Raw genomic sequence first — 17270 nt, forward strand, 5'->3', positions numbered from 1 at the left:
GCGACCAGCCTCAGCGGGCGCCGAAGCTCCCTAGACCTGCCGAGCCCCCCCGGAAATACGGCTCGCATGCGCTTAACAACCTAGAGTCATCAGCGCTGCGCATTTCGGACGCCCTATGTGCAAGTTGATGCGCGTTCAATCCATACCCGGCAAGATACGTCTGTGGTGAATCCAGACTCTCAACAGCTGTGGATCCGTACTGACAACGGAGCTGACGAACTGCGCTCCCTGCTGGCTTGGTTGCAGTGGGACGATGCCTTGCGCGGGCGGGTCCGGCTGGAACACGCGCCAGTTGGCGCCGACGAGATGGGCGGGCTAGTCGATGCGCTCACAGTAGTTCTTGGCTCCGGCGGGATCGGAGTGGCGTTGACGAGCTCATTGACCGCATGGATCTCGCAGCGTCGTTCGGATGTCAAGTTGACAGTAACTGCACGTGATGGGCGGAGCGTTGAAGTCGATGCCAAGCGGGTCGACGCCCAAGCGCTAGCGAGAGACATAGAGCGAATACTTCGGGCGGAGGAAGGGGCGTGACCCGTTTCCCCGACCCGGCCCGTTCGCGAGCTGTGTTGATCGGTGCCAGCACGTTCTCGGAGGCGGGTGGGTTGCCCTCCATGCCGGCCGTTTCAAACAACCTAGAGGGCCTTCATGCGGCGCTCACCAGCTCAACAACCGGATCCCTCGCTGCTGAGCGCTGCACCCTTCTCAAGGATCCCGCAGCGACGTCAGAGATCGGCCAAGCCCTCGCACGAAACTCGGAAGCCACGGACGTGCTCTTTGTGTATTACAGCGGGCATGGGCTGGTCGATGAGCGCGGCAGACTGTACCTCTCCTTGTCCTCCACGAAGCCCGATCAATTGCGCTGGACGGCGCTCCCCTTCGATTTCCTCCGGGAGGAGATCGCGGCCAGCCCGGCAGTAATTCGGGTACTCGTTTTGGATTGCTGTTTTTCAGGTCGCGCGGTCGAGGCGATGTCGGGTCCCAACGGAGTGATATCCGGGCAGATCGACATCGCTGGCACCTACACGATGACCTCGGCGCCGGCGAATGGCACCTCCTACGCGCCGGCGGGCGCGAAATACACAGCCTTCACTGATGCCCTGTTAAGGGCGCTGCGCAGCGAAGAGTACAACGAATCGTTCAAGGACGAAGAGTACAAAGTATCGCTCACGTTGGATGAGGTCTTCCGGGAGGTGGATCTTCGCCTCCTTGAGCGTGGACTTCCTCGCCCTCAGCGTCGCGCAATCAATGCCGCGGGAAGCCTGATGCTGACCAAGAGCCGCCAAGTCGACGCACCTCTGATTAATATTCAGGCCGGGCACCGATTCAGCACGCGGCGTCAGGCACACGATGCGGGGGTGCATCGCCCGCTACAGGCCGGAATCTGTGGAACCAGAAAGACCGGCGCCGAGTCCATCGTCCTCTCCGGTGGCTACAAAGATGACGAGGACCATGGTGATGTCATCATCTACACCGGTCACGGCGGACAAGATCAGGCCGGGAACCAGATCAGAGATCAATCCCTGGACGACTCCGGCAACGCGGCCCTGGTGACCAGTTACCTCGAAGGGTTTCCAGTCCGGGTTATCCGCGGCTGGCAGAGCGCCTCACCCTATGCGCCCAGTAAGGGCTATCGGTACGATGGCCTCTACCGCGTGACCAGCTACGGCAGCAAGACCAGCCTCGATGGTTTCTTGATTTGGCAGTTTCGGCTAGAAGCGTGCGAGGGCACTCCGCTCCCGGAGATGAAACAACAGGGCGTCCTTGGCGATTTGATGGAGTCCAAGATTGAGCGCGTAACCGCGCGAAAAAAATCGAGAGGCATCGATCAGTCCGAACGAGTTGCTGCCACTGTGCAGCGAATCGTTCATAGCAATGCCACGCATCGCCAGGTCAAGGAATTGCACGATAACCGATGCCAGATCTGCAGTGTGCGTATCGAAGTGCCTGGCGGGAGTTACAGCGAAGGCGCACACCTTCAGGCTCTGGAAAGTCCGCACAACGGTCCGGACACAGCTGGCAATGTGCTCTGCCTCTGCCCAAACTGTCATGTGATGTTGGATGCCGGTGCCATCGTCCTTAATGACGATCTCAACGTCATCCGGGCCGGCGAGGAGGTGGGCGTTCTGAATACGCACCCTCAGCACACCATCGACCTGGAGTGTGTGAAGCAGCACCGTAACCGGTGGAGTGATGTGGAGTGACGCAGCGAGACGGATGCCCACACTCGACGTCAACGGTGCTGGATGTCAGCACATCTCGATGGAGTCCGGCACAAGGGCCGACGTCAAACAGACGGCTCCGCGCGGTCTGACAGTGGGCACTGGCGCGCACTCCTGAAGCGGTGTTCGACGCGTGCCAGATCGGGCGGTCAGTCACGGTCAACGGGGGTGGATGGCAGTGCAGAGACTGCGTTGAGGGCCGGAGAAGACGGCCCGTGGTGTGACCACCGCAAATGTCCTGGAGGCCACCCCCCAGACTTGCAAAGCAGATGTCGGCGGTTCAAATCCGTCTGTGCCCACACGGATAAACCATGAGGTCAGCGGCCCCCCACTCCACTGAGTGAGGGGCCGTTTCCATGATCGGAGCCGGTTGGCCGGAGCCGGTTGGCCGGAGTCGGTTGGTCGGAGCCGGTTGGCGGAGTCGGTTGTGGGCCCACATGCCCTCGGAGGGCATCGGCAGGCCGAGCGGCAGGGATCCCCTTGGTCGCATCGGACCGGCCCCGCGGGCGAGGTGTGGGGATCCGTCCGGCCGTGGTTTACGGAACGCCGTGGTACCGCAAACGACTGCGCCCCCGTCCTCGCCCTTGGGCGGGCATGCACGGGGGCGTCGCGCCCGGCTGGGCGCGGGGTGATGGCTCTATGGACCTGTCCCTGAGGGGCTCACATGTCCAGAAGGAACGAGCCGCTCACGATTTTTTGCAGACCTTCGGTGATCGGGGCGGTTCCGATCCGGGTGGATCCGTTGTCGGGCTTCCCGTCGGCGCTGGCGGTGCCGGCTCCGAGGATGATCAGTACTGAGGCCGCTACCGCGGTAGCGAGCGCGGGCAGGCGCTTCATGGGGACCTCCGCTCGTCAAGGCATTCATCGGCAGAATCTTTCGCCATCCTTCCCCTCATCGCCCGAACCACCTCAGGCGGGCGGCCATGTCACTCCAACGCTGCGCCGGCGCTGCGGGCCGTTTGCGGCCAGGGCGGCATCAGCCCTGCTCGTCCGGACCGGTGGGCAGCCGAACCCCGGGGCGCAGCCGGGCAGGCGACTCGGGCCGGCGCCGGCCGGCGCCTTGTCCGGTTGTCCGGGAACGCCCGGGCGTGTGCGGTGCGGGTGTCTTGCGCGGCGGTCCGGTCCCGTTGTGGAGTGCGGCGGGCCCTGTTAGTGGACGTCGTCGGCCGGTCTCAACGTCGGTTGAAGGATGGCGGGTTGGTGAATCTCGGTGCTGGTGACGGTCGTCGGGGCAGGGGCAGGGGCAGGGGCAGGGGCAGGGGCAGGGGCAGGGGTGGGGAGGGGGCGCGGGGGTGGGGTTCAGGATTGTGTGAGGTACATGAGCTGGTGGATCAGGTCGGGGTAGGTCCAGGCGGCGCCGGTTGCTGCGAGGGGGAGGAGGCTGGTCGGCGTCAGGCCGGGGAGGGCGTTGACTTCGATGCAGTGGGGTTCGCCGTGGGCGTCGCAGCGGAAGTCGGTGCGCGAGTAGGCGTGCGCGCCGAAGCCGAGGGCCTGGTGGGCGCGGAGGGCCATCTCCTGTAGGCGGTGGGCGAAGTCGGCCGGTACCCGGGCCGGGCAGATCTCGCTGGCGCCGCCCGGTTGGTACTTGGCCGCGTAGTCGAACAACGGAGTCGTCAGCTCGATCTCGACCACGGGGAGCGGTCGGCTTCCGACGACGGCCACGGTGAACTCCCGCCCCGGGAGGAACGGTTCCACCAGGAGCTCCTCGTCGGCGGGTACGTCGGCGGCGACTTGCGCCAGGTGGGGGAGCGACTCGACCCGGTGGACGGAGACGCTGGAGCCGTCCGCGACCGGCTTGGTCACCACCGGGCCGTGGGCCAGCAGGCGCCGCACGTCCGGTGGCACCTCGTCGGTCCCGGGGCGCCACAGCGCTCCCTCGGTCACCGGCAGGCCCGCGGCGGCCAGCACCGCCCGGGCCCGGTGTTTGTGCCAGGCCGCCGCGCACGCGGCGCTGTCGGCACCGGTGAACCGCAGGCCCGCCATCTCCAGCAGCGCCTGGACGTGGCCGTCCTCGCCCCAGCCGCCATGCAGCGCGAGGAAGACCAGCTCCGCGTCCCGCAGCAGCTCCAGGACCGGGCCGCCGGTCAGCGCCGCGTGCATCCGCCGCCGCAATCGTGGCCGGTCCGCGCGCGGCGGCGGAGTCGTGCCGACCGCGCACTCCTTGACGTCGTCGCCGGGGCGCAGCGGTCCGGCCACGACCGGCACGGCGGCGGCCGGGTCGATCAGTGTCACCTCGTGTCCGCGCTCCAGCAGGGCTCGGGCCACCGACCGGCCCGAGGCGTGGGAGACGTCGCGTTCCGCGCTCTCTCCGCCGCACAGGACCACCACGCGCTTGCCCGGGTCGTTCATGCCGCCGGGTCCAGGATCATCAGGTTTTCGGGGGTGGGGAAGGGGACGAAGCCGGCCCGGGCGTAGATCTCGTGGGCGTCCGACGTGGTGAGCAGTACGCGCTTGAGCCGGTAGGGGGCGAGGTGGTCGCGCACGGCGCCGGCCAGCCATGTGCCGAGACCCCTGCCGCGGTGCTCGGGTGCGACGTAGACGTCGCACAGCCAGGCGAAGGTCGCCCGGTCGGTGACGACCCGGGCGTAGGCGACCTGGGAGCCGTCGGGGGTGTGGACGGCGAAGTTGACGGAGGCGCGGGCGGCCTGTTCGACGGTCTCCCGGCTGCGGCCGAGCGCCCAGAACGCGTCCGTGGAGAGCCAGTGGTGGACCAGGTCGACGTCGAGCCGGTCCGGGTCCGTGGACAGTTCGTATCCATCTTCCCTGGTTGTGGTCATGGTGGGATCGTAGTGATGTTGCTTTTGTTTTCCAAGTAGGTGCTTGGAAAACAAAAGTGATGGCTTTGGGGTGGGGTGAGTGTCGGGAGGCTGTCGTTTGGTGGTGAATGGGGGGCTTTGGTGGTCCAGGGGAGGGGTGTATCGTGACTGGTGACTTGAAGTTTCAAGTAAATTGCGTGCGCACCGGCAGACACACGGCGGGGGACGAGTTGAGGTAAGGAATGGAGGATCGATGTCCGTACGGCGGCTCAATCACGCGGTGCTGTACATCCGTGAGGTGGCGCGGTCGGTGGCGTTCTACACCGAGGTGCTGGGATTCACGGTCGACGTGGAGATTCCGGGGCGGGCGGCCTTTCTGAGCGCGCCCGATTCGCACAACGACCACGATCTGGGGCTGTTCGCGGTGGGGCCGGACGCGCCCGGGCCGGAGGGCGGCCGGATCGGGCTGTACCACCTGGCCTGGGAGGTCGGGACGCTGGGCGATCTCTCGGTGATCGCGGAACGGCTGCGGGAGCGGGGCGCGCTGGTGGGGACCAGCGACCACCTGGTCTCCAAGTCGCTCTACGCGCGGGACCCGGACGGCAACGAGTTCGAGGTGATGTGGCGGGTGCCGCGGGAGGACTGGCCGGGGGCGGAGGTGGCGGACCGGCTGCGGCCGCTCGACCTGGCGGCGGCGCTGGAGCGCTGGGGCCCGGACCTGCTGACCGGAGCGGCGGCCGGCTCGGCCACCTGAGGCGTCGCGCGGACGAGCGCTGTCGGTGTGCGTGCTGCCCGTGGAGTGCGGCCTTTCCCTCCGTCCCTTGTTAAGGGGGAGGGGGAGGCCGCATCCCACGGGCGGTGGTGCTCAGGGGGTGTCGGGGGACGGGGTGTCGGTGTCCCCGGTGCGGGGTGCCGGGACGGTGTCGTCGGCGGGCCGGGCGTTCGCCGTGCGGGCGGTCCAGCGCTTCTCGACGCCGCCCAGGCGCCAGTACGCCAGCGCCGCGGCCCACACCACGACGAACAGGCCGACGATGATGAAGCCCACGTTGTCCAGGTCGAGGGAGGAGATCCCGGCCGTCAGCGGGTCGTCCAGCCCGAACTTGTCGTGCAGGACGGTCACCAGCTCGATGGTGCCGATGAGGAACGCGACCGCGATCGACAGGCCCGTGATGGTGAGGTTGTAGTAGACCTTGCGCACCGGGTTGGAGAACGCCCACTGGTAGGCGAAGTTCATGAACGTGCCGTCCAGGGTGTCGAACAGGCTCATCCCGGCGGCGAACAGCAGCGGCAGGCACAGGATCGCGTACCAGGGCAGGCCCGCCGCGGCACCGCTGCCCGCCATCACCATCAGCGTCACCTCGGTCGCGGTGTCGAAGCCGAGGCCGAAGAGGAAACCGAGCGGGAACATCTGGCCGGGCCGGCTGATGGACTTGGTGAGACGGCCCAGGATCCGGTTCATGAAGCCCCGGGAATCCAGGTGCCGCTCCAGCTCCTGCTCGTCGTACGCGCCCGCCCGCATCGCCCGGAAGACCTTCAGGATGCCGACCAGGGCGATGAGGTTGAGGGCGGCGATGAGGTAGAGGAAGGTGCCGGAGACGGTCGTGCCGACGAGGCCGAGCACCTGGTGTGTACGGGAGTTGTCGTTCATCAGCGTGCCGGCGAGCTGGGCGCCGCCCGCCACCAGCGCGGCCATCACGACGACCACGCTGGAGTGGCCGAGGGCGAACCAGAAGCCCACCGAGACCGGCCGTTTGCCGTCGGCCATCAGCTTGCGGGTGGTGTTGTCGATCGCCGCGATGTGGTCGGCGTCGAAGGCGTGCCGCATGCCCAGGGTGTACGCGGTGATGCCGAGGCCGGCACCGAACACCTGGCTGCCGACCGTGTAGTGGCCCGGCACGACCAGCAGGAACAGCACGCCGAAGGCGACGATGTGCAGCACGGCGATCACGGTCATCAGCCCGGCCGTGCGGACGGTGTCCCGACGCTGCCAGCGGAAGGAACCGGTGGATCCGGATATGCCGCCGAGGGACGCGTCGCGGGGGGAGGGGGAATTTCCCGGGGTATTCGTGGACAGGGCCATTCGGCCATCACGCTCCAGCACCTCGTGGATCAGTTCGTGAGATGCCGTGGCCGGTCTCCTGGCTTACGGGTGCACGCGTCCGCCCCGCCTTCCCGGCCGCAGGCTGCGGTCAGTGGCGCCGTACGCGCACCGGGCGCGTACGGAGAGGGGTGGAAACTCCCCGATCACAGTGGCGAGGGCCGCGCCGGCCTGGGACACAAGGTCCTGCACCGGTCTTCCCGATCACCACGGCCCGGTCACTCTAGCGGGCGCCGAGGGCAGCGGGCCGGCCCGGTGGCGCCCCGGGCCCTCGCCCGGGGCGGGACGGGCCGTCTCAGAGGGCCAGGGACGACAGGAAGGCGTGCAATTCCTGGTCGAAGAGCGGGGTGTTCTCCAGGTTCACCATATGGCCCGCGGCGGGGACGCGGATGCGGCGGGCGCCGGGGACCTGTAGCGCTATGGCGTGGGCGTTGGCGGATATGTCGGTGGAGTCGAGGTCGCCGTCGAGGACGGTGGTCGGCACCTTGATCTCGGCCAGGCGGTCCGCGGCGCCGACCTCCAGGGGCATGCCGGCGCCCACACCGTCGGCGTGCACCTCGACATTGGCGCTCGCGGAGGCACGCATCCGCTCCCGGAAGCCGGGGTGCACGGCGGACGGCGCGCGGTACGGCCCGTCCACCCACATCCGGAGGAAGTGCTCCACATAGCGCTCCGCGCCGTCCGGTGCACCGATCGCGGCGACCTGCCCCCGGATGTGCTCCAGGACGAAGGGGTCGGTGAAGGGGCGACCGCTGACCCCGGGGGCGGCGAGGAAGAGGGCCGAGACCCGGTCCGGGTGGGCGAGCGCGGTGTCCAGCGCGACCCGGGAGCCGTGCGAGAGGCCGACGAGGACGGCGCGCGGTATGTCGAGCGCGTCCAGCAGGGCCGCCAGGTCGTCGTGGTTGGCCCAGTCGCCCGTCACCGTGGAGGAGAGGCCGTGGCCGCGGGAGTCGTAACGGACCACCCGCAGGCCGGAGTTGACCAGCCAGGAGAACTGCTCGTCCCACATGTGCTGGTCGAGCATGCCGCCGTGCAGCAGCACCACCGCAGGTCCCGAGCCGGCCGTCTCGTAGAACAGCTCGCCGTCGTCGGCGATCGGCACGGTGCCGTTGTCGATCTCGGACCATGCCTGGAAGTCGTGGGTCATGCTGCGGGGCCTTCTGTCTGCGTCGGGCGGTCGGCTGGTCGGGCGGGCGCCGGCGGTCGGTGCCCGTGTGCGGGCGGTATCGCGGCCTGTGCGTCCTCCTGGTCGGCGGCGTCCGGCATTTCGGGATTGCCGCTTTCCTCCGGGGGAACGCGCGAGCCGTCCGCCAAGTGCCGGAATTCCTCGCCGAGCCGATCCAGGACCCGCAGCGCCGTGCGGACCTCCCCGGGCGACAGGTCGGCCAGCCCGCGGCGGAGTTCCGCCGCCTCGGCGTCCTGTATCCCGCGCATCACCTCGGTGCCCTCGTCGGTGAGCCGGATCAGCGACGAGCGGCGGTGCGCGGGATTGGGGGCCGTCACGACCAGGCCCAGATCCGCCGCGTGGTTCACCCAGCGCTGCACCGGCTGTCGGTCCAGGCCCAGGGAGCGCGCCAACTGCGGGACGGTGCGCGGCCCGTGGGTGCGCAGTGCGTCGAGCAGGGCGTGCTCGCCGGCGGTCATGCCGGTGCCTTCCAGTTCCCGCTCCACGGCGCGCACGATCGTCCGGTGCAGCGGCCACAGCCGCCGGATGACGTCGTGCAACAGCTCCTCGGTCGCCGCCGGCGGGTCGGCGGTCCGTCGGGTGTCGACGGCATCGGAATCCGCGCCGATGCCCTGGCCGGCGCCATGGCCGGCATCCCCCTCGATGACACTCATGCTGTCATGATGACATCCATGATGTCATTTTGGAAGGGGTGTTGATACCCGGCCGAGGAGAAGGGGTGCGGCGCGGAGCCGAGTTGGGGTCGCGTCGGGACCGGCGGCGGTGGGGTCCGGGCGGGTCAGTCGTCCGTCCGGGGCGGGGCCTCGTCCTCGGTGAAGGTCACGACGAGGTCGGCCCGGGGGCGGGTGGCCGCCACGAGGCGGGCGTTGGCCTCGTCGGAGGTGCGGACGAAATCCTCGGCGTCGATGCGCAGGCGGCCGAACCGCTCGTGGCGGGCGATCAGCCGCCGCACCCGCTCCTGGCCGTCCAGTTCCATGAACCAGACCTCGTCGAGCAGTTCGCGGATCCGCGCCCAGGGGTCGGAGTGCAGCAGGAGGTAGTTGCCCTCGGTGATGACGAGCGGGATGTGCGGGGCCACCGGGATGCTGCCGGCGACCGGCTCCTCGATGCGGCGGTCGAACGCGGGGGCGTAGACGGGTGTGCCGGGTTCGGGGGAGCGCAGGCGGGACAGCAGGGCCGCGTAACCGGCCGGGTCGAAGGTGTCCGGCGCCCCCTTGCGGTCCGTGCGGCCCAGGCGGCGCAACTCCGTCTCGGCGAGGTGGAAGCCGTCCATCGGGACGAGCGCCGCCTGGCCGGTCAGCTCCGCCGCCAGCCAGGCGGCGAGGGTGGACTTGCCGGCGCCCGGAGGCCCGGCGATGCCGAGCAGCCGGCGCCGGCCGGGCGTCGCGGAAGCGGCGAGCCGGCGGGCCCGGGCCGCGAGGTCGTCGAGGTTCATGATGGGTCCATCGTGCCTGATGGGGCGGGGTCGGCGCCGGGCAACCGGCCCGGCCCGCCGGACGTCGTCCGATTCCGCCCGGTGTGCGGCCAGTAGCATCGGCGGTGTGCCCCGTACCGCCGCCTCCGCCAGCTCTCCTGCCCCGCAGCGCCGGCCGCGCGCCGACGCCGAGCGCAATCGCGGCCGGGTGCTGGACGCCGCACGGGAGATGCTGCGGGCGCACGGCGACGAGGCACAGATGCCCGAGATCGCACGTGCCGCGGGCGTCGGGATCGGGACGGTCTACCGGCACTTCCCCAATCGGGCCGCGCTGATCGCCGCCGTGGGGGAGCAACGGCAGGCGGAGATCGTGGAGTTCGGGCGCAGCCGCTGCCTGGCGTGCCCGACCGCCGCCGAGGGGCTGGCCGCCTATCTCACGCACATCGGGGAGGTGCTCGACGCCGAGCGCGGGCTCTCCGCGGCGATCGAGGCGGCGTTCGGCTCCACCGAACCGGCCGGCGAGGGCCGGGAGCGCGCCGAGGGGGTCGCCGCCCAACTCCTCGCCCGCGGCAAGGAGGAGGGGTCGGTCCGGGCGGACGCCGAGGTGGAGGACGTGGTGATGGCGGTGTGCGGACTGGCCGCGGTGATCCGCAACGGCGCCGGTGACTGGCACCGCTATGTGCGCACCGTCTGCGCCGGGCTGCGGCCGTAGGGCCTGTTCGAGGAGACGACCGTGGGGCCCGTTCGAGAAGGCGAGAAGAACGAGAAAACGGGGCGACGAGAAAACGGGGCGACGGGGCGGCAGGGGAGGCCCGGCACGGGGCGCCCCGGGCGGTGTGCTTCCGATACTTTCCGTCGGCCGCCCGTGGGGTACGCCCGGCCGCCCCGTCCTCGTTCAGTCCGCCGTGCCCAGCCGCCACAGGGACGTGACCTCCGCGGCGCGGGCCACGTGGAGCGGGTCGGAGGTGTCCTGGGCGCGTGGGTGCCGGGGGGCGATGTCGAGCCGGTCGAGGACGGTGAGGCCGCCCCGGGCGAAGGCGTCGAGGAGTTCGGCGCGTGACCGCAGGCCGAGGTGTTCGGCCAGGTCGGAGAGGATGAGCCAGCCCTCGCCGCCCGGGGTCAGATGGTCGGCCAGACCGGTCAGGAAGCCGTGCAGCATCCGGTTGCCGGGGTCGTAGACCGCGTGCTCCACGGGAGAGGTCGGCTTGGCGGGCACCCACGGGGGGTTGCAGACGACGAGCGGGGCGCGGCCGGCCGGGAACAGGTCGGCCGCGACGATCTCCACCCGGTCGGCGACGCCCAGTCGCGCGGTGTTCTCGCGGGCGCAGGCCAGGGCGCGCGGGTCCTGGTCGGTGGCCACGATCTGCCGCACGCCGCGACGGGCCAGCACCGATGCCAGGACGCCGGTGCCGGTACCGATGTCGAACGCCAGGTCGCGGCCGGGCAGCGGGGCCTCGGCGACCAGGTCGACGTACTCGCCGCGGGCCGGGGAGAAGACGCCGTAGTGCGGATGGATCCGGTCGCCGCCCAGGGCCGGGATCTGTACGCCCTTGCGGCGCCATTCGTCGGCGCCGATCACGCCGAGCAGCTCCCGTAGGGAGATCAGGGTGGCGGTGTCCCCGGAGGCGCCGGCGGGCGGCTCCGCCCCCTCCGGCGGACCGTATGCCCGGGCGCATGCCTCGCGGACGTCGGGGGCGCGCGGCAACGGGACGGCCAGGTCCGCGTCCAGCGGGATCAGCAGCATGCCGAGGATCCGGGCGCGCTGGTTCTGGGCGGCGCGGTGCAGGTGGAACGCCTGGGTGACGTCGGCGGGCGGCGCCTTGCGCGGGCGGCGGTCCACCCTGCGGGCCAGCGCGGTCAACAGCTGGCGGGCGTTGTGGAAGTCGCCGCGCCACAGGAGCGCGGTGCCCTCGCAGGCGAGTCGGTACGCCTCGTCGGCCCGGGTGCGGTCGTCCGCGACGACGATCCGGCGGGGTGGCCGGGCGCCGTTCTCGGAATGCCAACGGGCGGTACGGACCTGCTCGTCCTCGGTCCATTCGACGACCGGGGGGTGGTTCACCGCAGTGTGCCTCGCGTCAGTGGTTCGGACCCGCGCCTCCGGGGCGGGAGGGGGGGAGGTGGGGACGTTCGACTCTACTCCGTGCCCGGGGCGGGACCTTTGTCCCTGTCTCCGCCACCGGCTCCGCGACAGGATGGAGGGAGTCGACCAAAAGCTGTCCAGTGCGGTTAATTCGCACTGGATCTGAACACGTGGCGATGCATCGGGGCAAAACGGTCGTATGCGCAAGCGTGTACGGACTCATGGGTGGAGGCGTGTATGGGCACCTTGCCGGTCATCGTCGGCGTGGACGGATCGCCGGACAGCGAGCGGGCGTTGCGCTGGGCGGCGGGCGCGGCCCGGGGGCGGTCGGCGCCGCTCCAGGTGGTGCACGTCTGGCCGTACGCCACCGCCGAGCGCGCCGCGGCCGGCGAGCAGGGCGGCGACCCGGTGCTGGCCGACCTCCGGGGCCGGCCCTTCCTCGCGGAGCTGCCGGAGGTGGCGTTCCGCGGGCTGAGCGGGCTGGCCGACACCGAGCTGCCGGCGCTCGGCGCCGAGGGCCAGCTGCTCGTCCTGGGGTCGCGCGGCCGGGGCGGGTTCGCCAGCCTGCTGCTCGGCTCCAACGGCCTGGCCTGCGCCGCCCGGTCCGCCTGCCCGGTCGTGGTGGTGCCGCGCCCGGACCGTGCCGGCGCCGAGCGGGGCCCGGACGGCGAGCTGGTGCCGCCGGCCGTCCGACAGGTGACGCTGGGCGTGGACGCGTCCTCCGACGAGCCCGCCGCGATCGGCTTCGCCTTCGCCGAGGCCGCCCGGCGCGGCGCCCGCCTCCAGGTCGTCTCCGGCTACGCCTGGCCGATGCTGCTGCCGCCGGCCTTCGAGTACGCGGCGGTCTACGAGTCCACGCAGCAGGAGTACGAGGACGCGCTCGGCCTCCAGTTGGTGGACGCGCTCGCGCCGTACCGCGTCCGGTATCCGGGGGTGGAGGTGGCGGTGCAGCTGCGCGCCGGGGACGCCGCCGGGCAGTTGGTGGCGGCATCCGGCGGCAGCGACCTGGTCGTGGTGGCGCGGCACCGGCGCCGGCTGCCGATCGGGCCGCGGCTGGGCTCGGTGGCGCACGCGGTCCTGCTGCACGCGATCTGCCCGATCGCCGTGGTGCCGGAGACCCGGGACGAGAACGGCCCCGCCGGGAGCGGCGGGGCCGAGGGCAACGGTTCCGAGGGCGCGGCCGGGGAGTGACGCGGGCGGTTCCCGGTCAGCGCGCGGCGGTCTCCCGTTCCGGACGCCGGACGAGGTAGACGGCCACCGAGCCGGCGACGAACAGCGCGAGGACGGAGAGGGCGGTGCTCACCCAGGACGCGCCGAGCCAGTGCCCGCCGAAGTAGCCCAGGCTGACGCTGTACGCGGCCCACACCAGGCCGGCCAGCGCCGACCAGGGGAGGAACTCGCGGGCCGCCCGGTGGGCCACGCCGGCGCCCAGGCTGACCACGGAGCGTCCGGCGGGCGCGAAGCGGGCCAGGACGACGATGCCGCCGCCGCCCCGGGTGAGTGCCGCGCCCAGCCGCTGCTGGGCCGCGGTCAGTCGCCGGGAGCGGCCGATGGCCCGGTCGAAGCGGTCCCCGCCGCGCCAGGCCAGCCGGTAGGCGACCAGGTCGCCGAGGACGGACGCGGTGGCGGCGCAGAGCACCAGGGAGGCCATTTCGGCCAGCTGGTTCCCGCTGTGGACGGTGGCGGCGACGTCGGCGGTGGGGCCGGATCCGGCGGCCGTGGTGGCCGCGGTGATCACCAGGATGCCGCTCGGCAGGATCGGGACGAAGACGTCGAGGACGACCGAGAGGCCGACGATCACATACACCCACGGGGTGCCGCTCAGCGACCCCAGGCTCTCCACCAACGTCTTGCTCCCGGTCCGGACCCCGCCGCGACGTCGCTCGGCGCGGCAGGGGCGGCACTACGGCCATACAGCGTACGCCTGGCCGAAAAGACACCACGGGCCGGGGCGGTTGCGCCCGCCCCGGCCCGTGGTCGCTCGTTGCTGCCGTGCGTCAGACGGTGCTCGGCGCGCGCTCGACGGTGGGCGCCTGCGCGCGCTCCGCGCCGCCGAAGAAGAGCCGGTCCAGCGCCCAGGAGCCGGGGCCGGTGAAGACGATCAGCAGGAAGGCCCAGCAGAACAGGGCGGCCGCCTCGCCGCCGTTCTGGATCGGCCACAGCGCGTTGGGCTGGTGCATCGAGAAGTAGGCGTAGGCCATCGAGCCGGAGCTGACGAACGCCGCCGCGCGGGTGCCCAGGCCCAGCAGCACCAGGACGCCACCGGCCAGCTGTATGACCGCGGCGTACCAGCCGGGCCAGGTGCCGGTCGGGACGGTGTGGCCGGTGCCCATCGCGCCACCGAGGATGCCGAACAGCGAGGACGCCCCGTGGCAGGCGAAGAGCAGGCCGACGACGACGCGGAACAGCGCCAGGACGTGCGGGGTGTTGCGCTGGGTGAGGGAGTTCAGGGGAGCGGACATTGCGGTGACTCCTAGGTCTTGGGGGGACGAGCGGGCGCGGGGGACGGGCGCGCCCACCGGAGTCTTGTAGATTAGGCCCCCCTAACTAGTACTTGCAAGTTCAACATTCTGGGAATAGGGGGGCTATTGGTCCGAACCAATGGGGTGCGGCATGGCCCCCACGGCACGCAGTGCCGCCCGCGCCACCGCGTCCGTGTCGGCCAATGTGATCGACCCCACCCCTGGGCGGGCCCCCGCCGCTGTCACCCAGTGCACCCCTTCCGTCGGCACCCCCACCGCGAACCGCCGCGGATGCGGTCGGCCGTCCGCCTCGATGACGTGGTACGGACTCGGCGTCACGTCCAGGCCGCCGGTCTCGTATCCGTCCACGGTGTGCGGCCGGCAGCCGCCGTCCTCCAGGAGCCGGGCCAACAGCGCGTCCCCGGTGCGCCGCAGGTCCGGTTCCGGGAGTCGGGCCTCTATCAGGGCCTCCGCGGTGATCCCCGACCCCGGGACGGCCGGGGAGTGCGCCGTGAAACCGGGCGCCGCCCCGTCCCCGGCCCCCGTCCGGACCTCCATACGGGGGCCGACCACCTCCAGCACGCCGGCCTCGACGAGCGCCGCCATCTCCGCCGTCCGGCGGCGCGGCGGCCCGATCGACAGGAACGCGTTCAGCGGGGTGTACCAGCGGTCCAGGTGGTCGCGGCGGGAGGCGCCCGCCAGCCCGCCGTGGTCGACGATCTGCCGCAGCTCGTTCCGCAGGTCCCGCAGCACGTCCAGGGCCGCCTTCACCGGGCCGGCCACGTTGCCCAGCCGGGCGTGTGCGACGTCCGCCCGCAGATGGTCCAGCAGCCAGGCGCGGAACGCCGCCCGGTCGGCGAACGGCAGGTCCGGATACGGGTGGGCGACGGCGTCCCAGTCCCAGCGGTCGGCGGGCGCCAGGCCGACGGCGTCGAGGCTCGCGGCCTCCTGCGGACTGCGGTGCGCGCTGGCCAGGAAGCGTTCCCGGAAGCGTTCCCGCTCCACGCCGGACGGGCCGCCCGGGGCGGCGGCCCGGCGCGCCAACAGTGCCTCGTAGTAGACCGCCTCCACCTCCTTGGCGACCAGCGGCCACACCTCGGCCAGGAAGTCCGGCGGATCCCCGGAGTCCGCCCGCTTGCGGAACGCCGCGATCACGTCCGGGGTGAGCAGCAGCGGCAGATGGCGGCCGTGCGGGCCCTTGGCGTTGTCGCCCCGCGCCTGGTATGGGATACCGCGCCGGGAGCCCGCGTACAGCCGGGGCTCGAGGCCCGACGGCCGGTACGTCAGGGCGCCGTCGGGGCCGGGGACGAAGCGGCCGCCGCGGCCGGCGGTCAGCAGCGCCAGGTGGTCGAAGAAGTTCAGGCCGAGGCCGCGCAGCAGGACCGGCCGGCCCGCGGGCAGCGCGGCCAGCTCGGCGGTGAGGTCGGCCGGATTGGCGGGCGGCAGGTAGTGCAGCCCGTGGGCGGCGGCGTAGCCGGCCAACTCCCGCTGTCCGGCGTCCGGGAGGGTCGGCAGATGGCCCTGGGCCAGGACCACCGCGCCCAGGCCGGTCAGCGTCCGGCCGTCGTCGAGGGCGAGCTCCTGGGTGCCGTCGGGGGCCTGCGTCAGCCGCACCGCGCGGGCCCGGTGCGTCACCACGGTCACCGCCTCCGGCGCGGTCCGCACCGTGCGCCGGAACACCCACTCCAGATAGCGGCCGTACAGCGCGCGCCCCGGATAGTCGTCCGGTCCGACGTCGCGGCCCGCCCAGTCGTGGAGGCTCGGCCCGGTGCGGATCGGGCCCGCGCACTCCACGCTGTCGTCGGTGAACAGGGTGACCTGCGACGCCACGGTGTTCATGAGCAGGTCGGCGGGCTGATCGGGGCGCCACACCCGGCCGGCGCCGGGCGGCGCGGGGTCGATGACGTACACGGTCAGCCGGGTACCCGGCGCCAGCCCGGCGGCCGAGGCGCAGATCCGCTCCAGGACGCTCGTCCCGCGCGGTCCCGCGCCGACGACGGCGAGACGGGCGGCGGGGCGGGTGGAGCGGTCGACGGGGTGGGCGGCGGCCAAGAGCTGCTCTCCCTGGGGCGGCGGACGGCCGGCGCGCGGGAGGGCGCGCCGGCCATCATGGGGCGGACGACGGCAAATGTGCGCCCCATCATCACCGCCCGAGGCGCCGGTGCGGCACCCGGGTGGGCAAAGATTCCGCGGAATTCGCAGGTGGGCGGGGTGTCGGTGGCGGCGAACCACACCGCACCCGGCTTTCACCGGCAACAGCCGCATACGGCAGGGAATCTGCCCATATCGGTCACGCCCCGAGGGTGGGTCCGCCCGTCCGGCCCGGACCTCAGCAGCCGTCGAGGATCTTCTTCAGCGCGGCCTTCTCCGCCCTGTCCGCGGTCAGCCCGTAGGCGTGCTTCACCCACACCCACATCCGGGCGTACTCGCAGTGGTACGACGCCTTCGGCGGCAGCCACTCCGCCGGGTCCTTGTCGCCCTTGGCCTGGTTGACGTTGTCCGTGACGGCGATCAGTTGAGAATGCGTCAGGTCGTTGGCGAACGCCTGGCGGCGCGCGGTGGTCCACTGCGCGGCACCGGACTTCCACGCCTCGGACAGCGGGACGACGTGGTCGATGTCCAGATCGGACGCCTGGGTCCAGGTCGCCCCGTCGTAGGCGGAGACCCAGGTGCCGCTCACCGCGGCGCAGTCGCCGTCCTGCTGGACGTTCCTGCCGTCGCGCTTGAGCACCACCTCGCGGGTGTTGCAGTTGTGGCCCTGGTCGATCCAGTGCGGGAACTTGGCGCGGCTGTAGCCGTCCTGCGGACCCTCGGGCTGCTCCTTGATCTGCGCCAGGTACGTCCGCGCGGTGGCCGCGCCGGGCGGTGCGGGCGGGGCGGCCTCGGCGGTCTGGCCGCTCAGGACGAGCGTGCTGGTCAGGGCGGCGGCCGTGGCCGCGACGAGGGACACGCGACGCGCGTAGCCCAGTGCCATCGGAACTCCCTTGAAGTGGGGGGAAGTCGGCGTGCGGTCGGGCCCATGGTGGGTTCGTGGGGTTGCCGGCACATGGGCACC

17 protein-coding genes and 1 riboswitch are annotated in these 17270 nt (G+C 71.5%); of the genes, 5 read left to right on the top strand and 12 right to left on the bottom strand.

What is annotated here, in order from left to right:
* Positions 1-165: 165 nt before the first annotated feature.
* The gene (locus tag SNOUR_RS49285; RefSeq protein ID WP_376738550.1) at positions 166-531 is read left to right on the top strand and encodes an effector-associated constant component EACC1; all 366 of its coding nucleotides are present in this window, start codon (positions 166-168) and stop codon (positions 529-531) included.
* Complete coding sequence (locus SNOUR_RS43380) at positions 528-2201, top strand: caspase, EACC1-associated type (protein WP_079142913.1); 1674 nt, start codon at positions 528-530, stop codon at positions 2199-2201. Before SNOUR_RS49285 ends, SNOUR_RS43380 begins: the two co-directional genes overlap by 4 nt.
* A gap of 678 nt (positions 2202-2879) precedes the next feature.
* On the opposite strand, the gene SNOUR_RS46400 is transcribed toward SNOUR_RS43380, so the two are convergent.
* The 3 genes from SNOUR_RS46400 to SNOUR_RS27290 form a co-directional block, all read right to left on the bottom strand.
* Positions 2880-3056, bottom strand: a complete 177-nt coding sequence (locus SNOUR_RS46400; protein ID WP_159425928.1) for a hypothetical protein — start codon at positions 3054-3056, stop codon at positions 2880-2882.
* A 462-nt stretch (positions 3057-3518) separates the two neighbouring features.
* Positions 3519-4568, bottom strand: a complete 1050-nt coding sequence (locus SNOUR_RS27285) for a D-alanine--D-alanine ligase family protein (RefSeq protein WP_079142914.1) — start codon at positions 4566-4568, stop codon at positions 3519-3521.
* Positions 4565-4996, bottom strand: coding sequence for a GNAT family N-acetyltransferase (locus tag SNOUR_RS27290; RefSeq protein ID WP_067352029.1), 432 nt, complete (start codon positions 4994-4996; stop codon positions 4565-4567). The genes SNOUR_RS27285 and SNOUR_RS27290 overlap by 4 nt, the downstream gene beginning before the upstream one ends.
* Before the next feature lie 232 nt (positions 4997-5228).
* Between SNOUR_RS27290 and SNOUR_RS27295 the strand changes: the two genes are divergently transcribed.
* Positions 5229-5729: a VOC family protein gene (locus SNOUR_RS27295; RefSeq protein WP_067352032.1), complete on the top strand. Its 501-nt coding sequence runs from the start codon at positions 5229-5231 to the stop codon at positions 5727-5729.
* A 111-nt stretch (positions 5730-5840) separates the two neighbouring features.
* Here the strand turns inward: SNOUR_RS27295 and nicT are convergent, their stop codons facing one another.
* The 4 genes from nicT to SNOUR_RS27315 all read right to left on the bottom strand — a co-directional run bounded on the left by nicT (position 5841) and on the right by SNOUR_RS27315 (position 9694).
* Positions 5841-7055: a Nickel transporter NicT gene (nicT, locus tag SNOUR_RS27300; RefSeq protein ID WP_312633878.1), complete on the bottom strand. Its 1215-nt coding sequence runs from the start codon at positions 7053-7055 to the stop codon at positions 5841-5843.
* A gap of 31 nt (positions 7056-7086) precedes the next feature.
* A riboswitch (cobalamin riboswitch) is annotated at positions 7087-7300 on the bottom strand.
* Between the two features lie 68 nt (positions 7301-7368).
* Positions 7369-8220 carry an alpha/beta fold hydrolase gene (locus SNOUR_RS27305; RefSeq protein ID WP_067352034.1) on the bottom strand — a complete coding sequence of 284 codons (852 nt, stop codon included), beginning with the start codon at positions 8218-8220 and terminating at the stop codon, positions 7369-7371.
* A complete protein-coding gene (locus tag SNOUR_RS27310) occupies positions 8217-8912 on the bottom strand; it encodes a MarR family winged helix-turn-helix transcriptional regulator (RefSeq protein ID WP_079142915.1) in 696 nt (231 codons plus the stop codon). The genes SNOUR_RS27305 and SNOUR_RS27310 overlap by 4 nt, the downstream gene beginning before the upstream one ends.
* Positions 8913-9037: 125 nt before the next feature.
* Positions 9038-9694, bottom strand: a complete 657-nt coding sequence (locus SNOUR_RS27315) for a nucleoside/nucleotide kinase family protein (RefSeq protein WP_067352037.1) — start codon at positions 9692-9694, stop codon at positions 9038-9040.
* 106 nt (positions 9695-9800) lie between these two features.
* On the opposite strand from SNOUR_RS27315, the gene SNOUR_RS27320 reads away from it, so the two are divergent.
* Positions 9801-10385 carry a TetR/AcrR family transcriptional regulator gene (locus tag SNOUR_RS27320; protein ID WP_167739072.1) on the top strand — a complete coding sequence of 195 codons (585 nt, stop codon included), beginning with the start codon at positions 9801-9803 and terminating at the stop codon, positions 10383-10385.
* A 183-nt stretch (positions 10386-10568) separates the two neighbouring features.
* Here SNOUR_RS27320 and SNOUR_RS27325 read toward each other — a convergent pair whose 3' ends face one another.
* Positions 10569-11732, bottom strand: a complete 1164-nt coding sequence (locus SNOUR_RS27325) for a methyltransferase (protein WP_067352042.1) — start codon at positions 11730-11732, stop codon at positions 10569-10571.
* A gap of 258 nt (positions 11733-11990) precedes the next feature.
* Here SNOUR_RS27325 and SNOUR_RS27330 point away from each other — a divergent pair, with 258 nt between their 5' ends.
* On the top strand, positions 11991-12944 hold the full coding sequence (locus tag SNOUR_RS27330; RefSeq protein ID WP_067352044.1) for a universal stress protein: 954 nt from the start codon (positions 11991-11993) through the stop codon (positions 12942-12944).
* Positions 12945-12960: 16 nt separating this feature from the next.
* On the opposite strand, the gene SNOUR_RS27335 is transcribed toward SNOUR_RS27330, so the two are convergent.
* The 4 genes from SNOUR_RS27335 to SNOUR_RS27350 form a co-directional block, all read right to left on the bottom strand.
* Complete coding sequence (locus SNOUR_RS27335) at positions 12961-13599, bottom strand: DedA family protein (RefSeq protein ID WP_067352047.1); 639 nt, start codon at positions 13597-13599, stop codon at positions 12961-12963.
* Between the two features lie 151 nt (positions 13600-13750).
* Positions 13751-14215 carry a DoxX family protein gene (locus tag SNOUR_RS27340; protein ID WP_067352049.1) on the bottom strand — a complete coding sequence of 155 codons (465 nt, stop codon included), beginning with the start codon at positions 14213-14215 and terminating at the stop codon, positions 13751-13753.
* A 123-nt stretch (positions 14216-14338) separates the two neighbouring features.
* Complete coding sequence (locus tag SNOUR_RS27345; protein ID WP_067352052.1) at positions 14339-16267, bottom strand: FAD/NAD(P)-binding protein; 1929 nt, start codon at positions 16265-16267, stop codon at positions 14339-14341.
* Positions 16268-16544: 277 nt separating this feature from the next.
* Positions 16545-17189, bottom strand: a complete 645-nt coding sequence (locus tag SNOUR_RS27350; protein WP_067352054.1) for an HNH endonuclease family protein — start codon at positions 17187-17189, stop codon at positions 16545-16547.
* Between the last annotated feature and the right edge of the window lie 81 nt (positions 17190-17270).

This window comes from Streptomyces noursei ATCC 11455, assembly GCF_001704275.1.
Classification (GTDB): domain Bacteria; phylum Actinomycetota; class Actinomycetes; order Streptomycetales; family Streptomycetaceae; genus Streptomyces; species Streptomyces noursei.

Bases quoted from the DNA above. Each gene is read 5' to 3' on its own strand.
- SNOUR_RS27350 (WP_067352054.1), bottom strand. From the start codon at position 17,189: ATGGCACTGGGCTACGCGCGTCGCGTGTCCCTCGTCGCGGCCACGGCC.
- SNOUR_RS27315 (WP_067352037.1), bottom strand. From the start codon at position 9,694: ATGAACCTCGACGACCTCGCGGCCCGGGCCCGCCGGCTCGCCGCTTCC.
- SNOUR_RS27295 (WP_067352032.1), top strand. From the start codon at position 5,229: ATGTCCGTACGGCGGCTCAATCACGCGGTGCTGTACATCCGTGAGGTG.
- SNOUR_RS27285 (WP_079142914.1), bottom strand. From the start codon at position 4,568: ATGAACGACCCGGGCAAGCGCGTGGTGGTCCTGTGCGGCGGAGAGAGC.
- SNOUR_RS27340 (WP_067352049.1), bottom strand. From the start codon at position 14,215: ATGTCCGCTCCCCTGAACTCCCTCACCCAGCGCAACACCCCGCACGTC.
- SNOUR_RS27305 (WP_067352034.1), bottom strand. From the start codon at position 8,220: ATGACCCACGACTTCCAGGCATGGTCCGAGATCGACAACGGCACCGTG.
- SNOUR_RS46400 (WP_159425928.1), bottom strand. From the start codon at position 3,056: ATGAAGCGCCTGCCCGCGCTCGCTACCGCGGTAGCGGCCTCAGTACTG.
- SNOUR_RS27310 (WP_079142915.1), bottom strand. From the start codon at position 8,912: ATGAGTGTCATCGAGGGGGATGCCGGCCATGGCGCCGGCCAGGGCATC.
- SNOUR_RS27330 (WP_067352044.1), top strand. From the start codon at position 11,991: ATGGGCACCTTGCCGGTCATCGTCGGCGTGGACGGATCGCCGGACAGC.
- nicT (WP_312633878.1), bottom strand. From the start codon at position 7,055: ATGGCCCTGTCCACGAATACCCCGGGAAATTCCCCCTCCCCCCGCGAC.
- SNOUR_RS27290 (WP_067352029.1), bottom strand. From the start codon at position 4,996: ATGACCACAACCAGGGAAGATGGATACGAACTGTCCACGGACCCGGAC.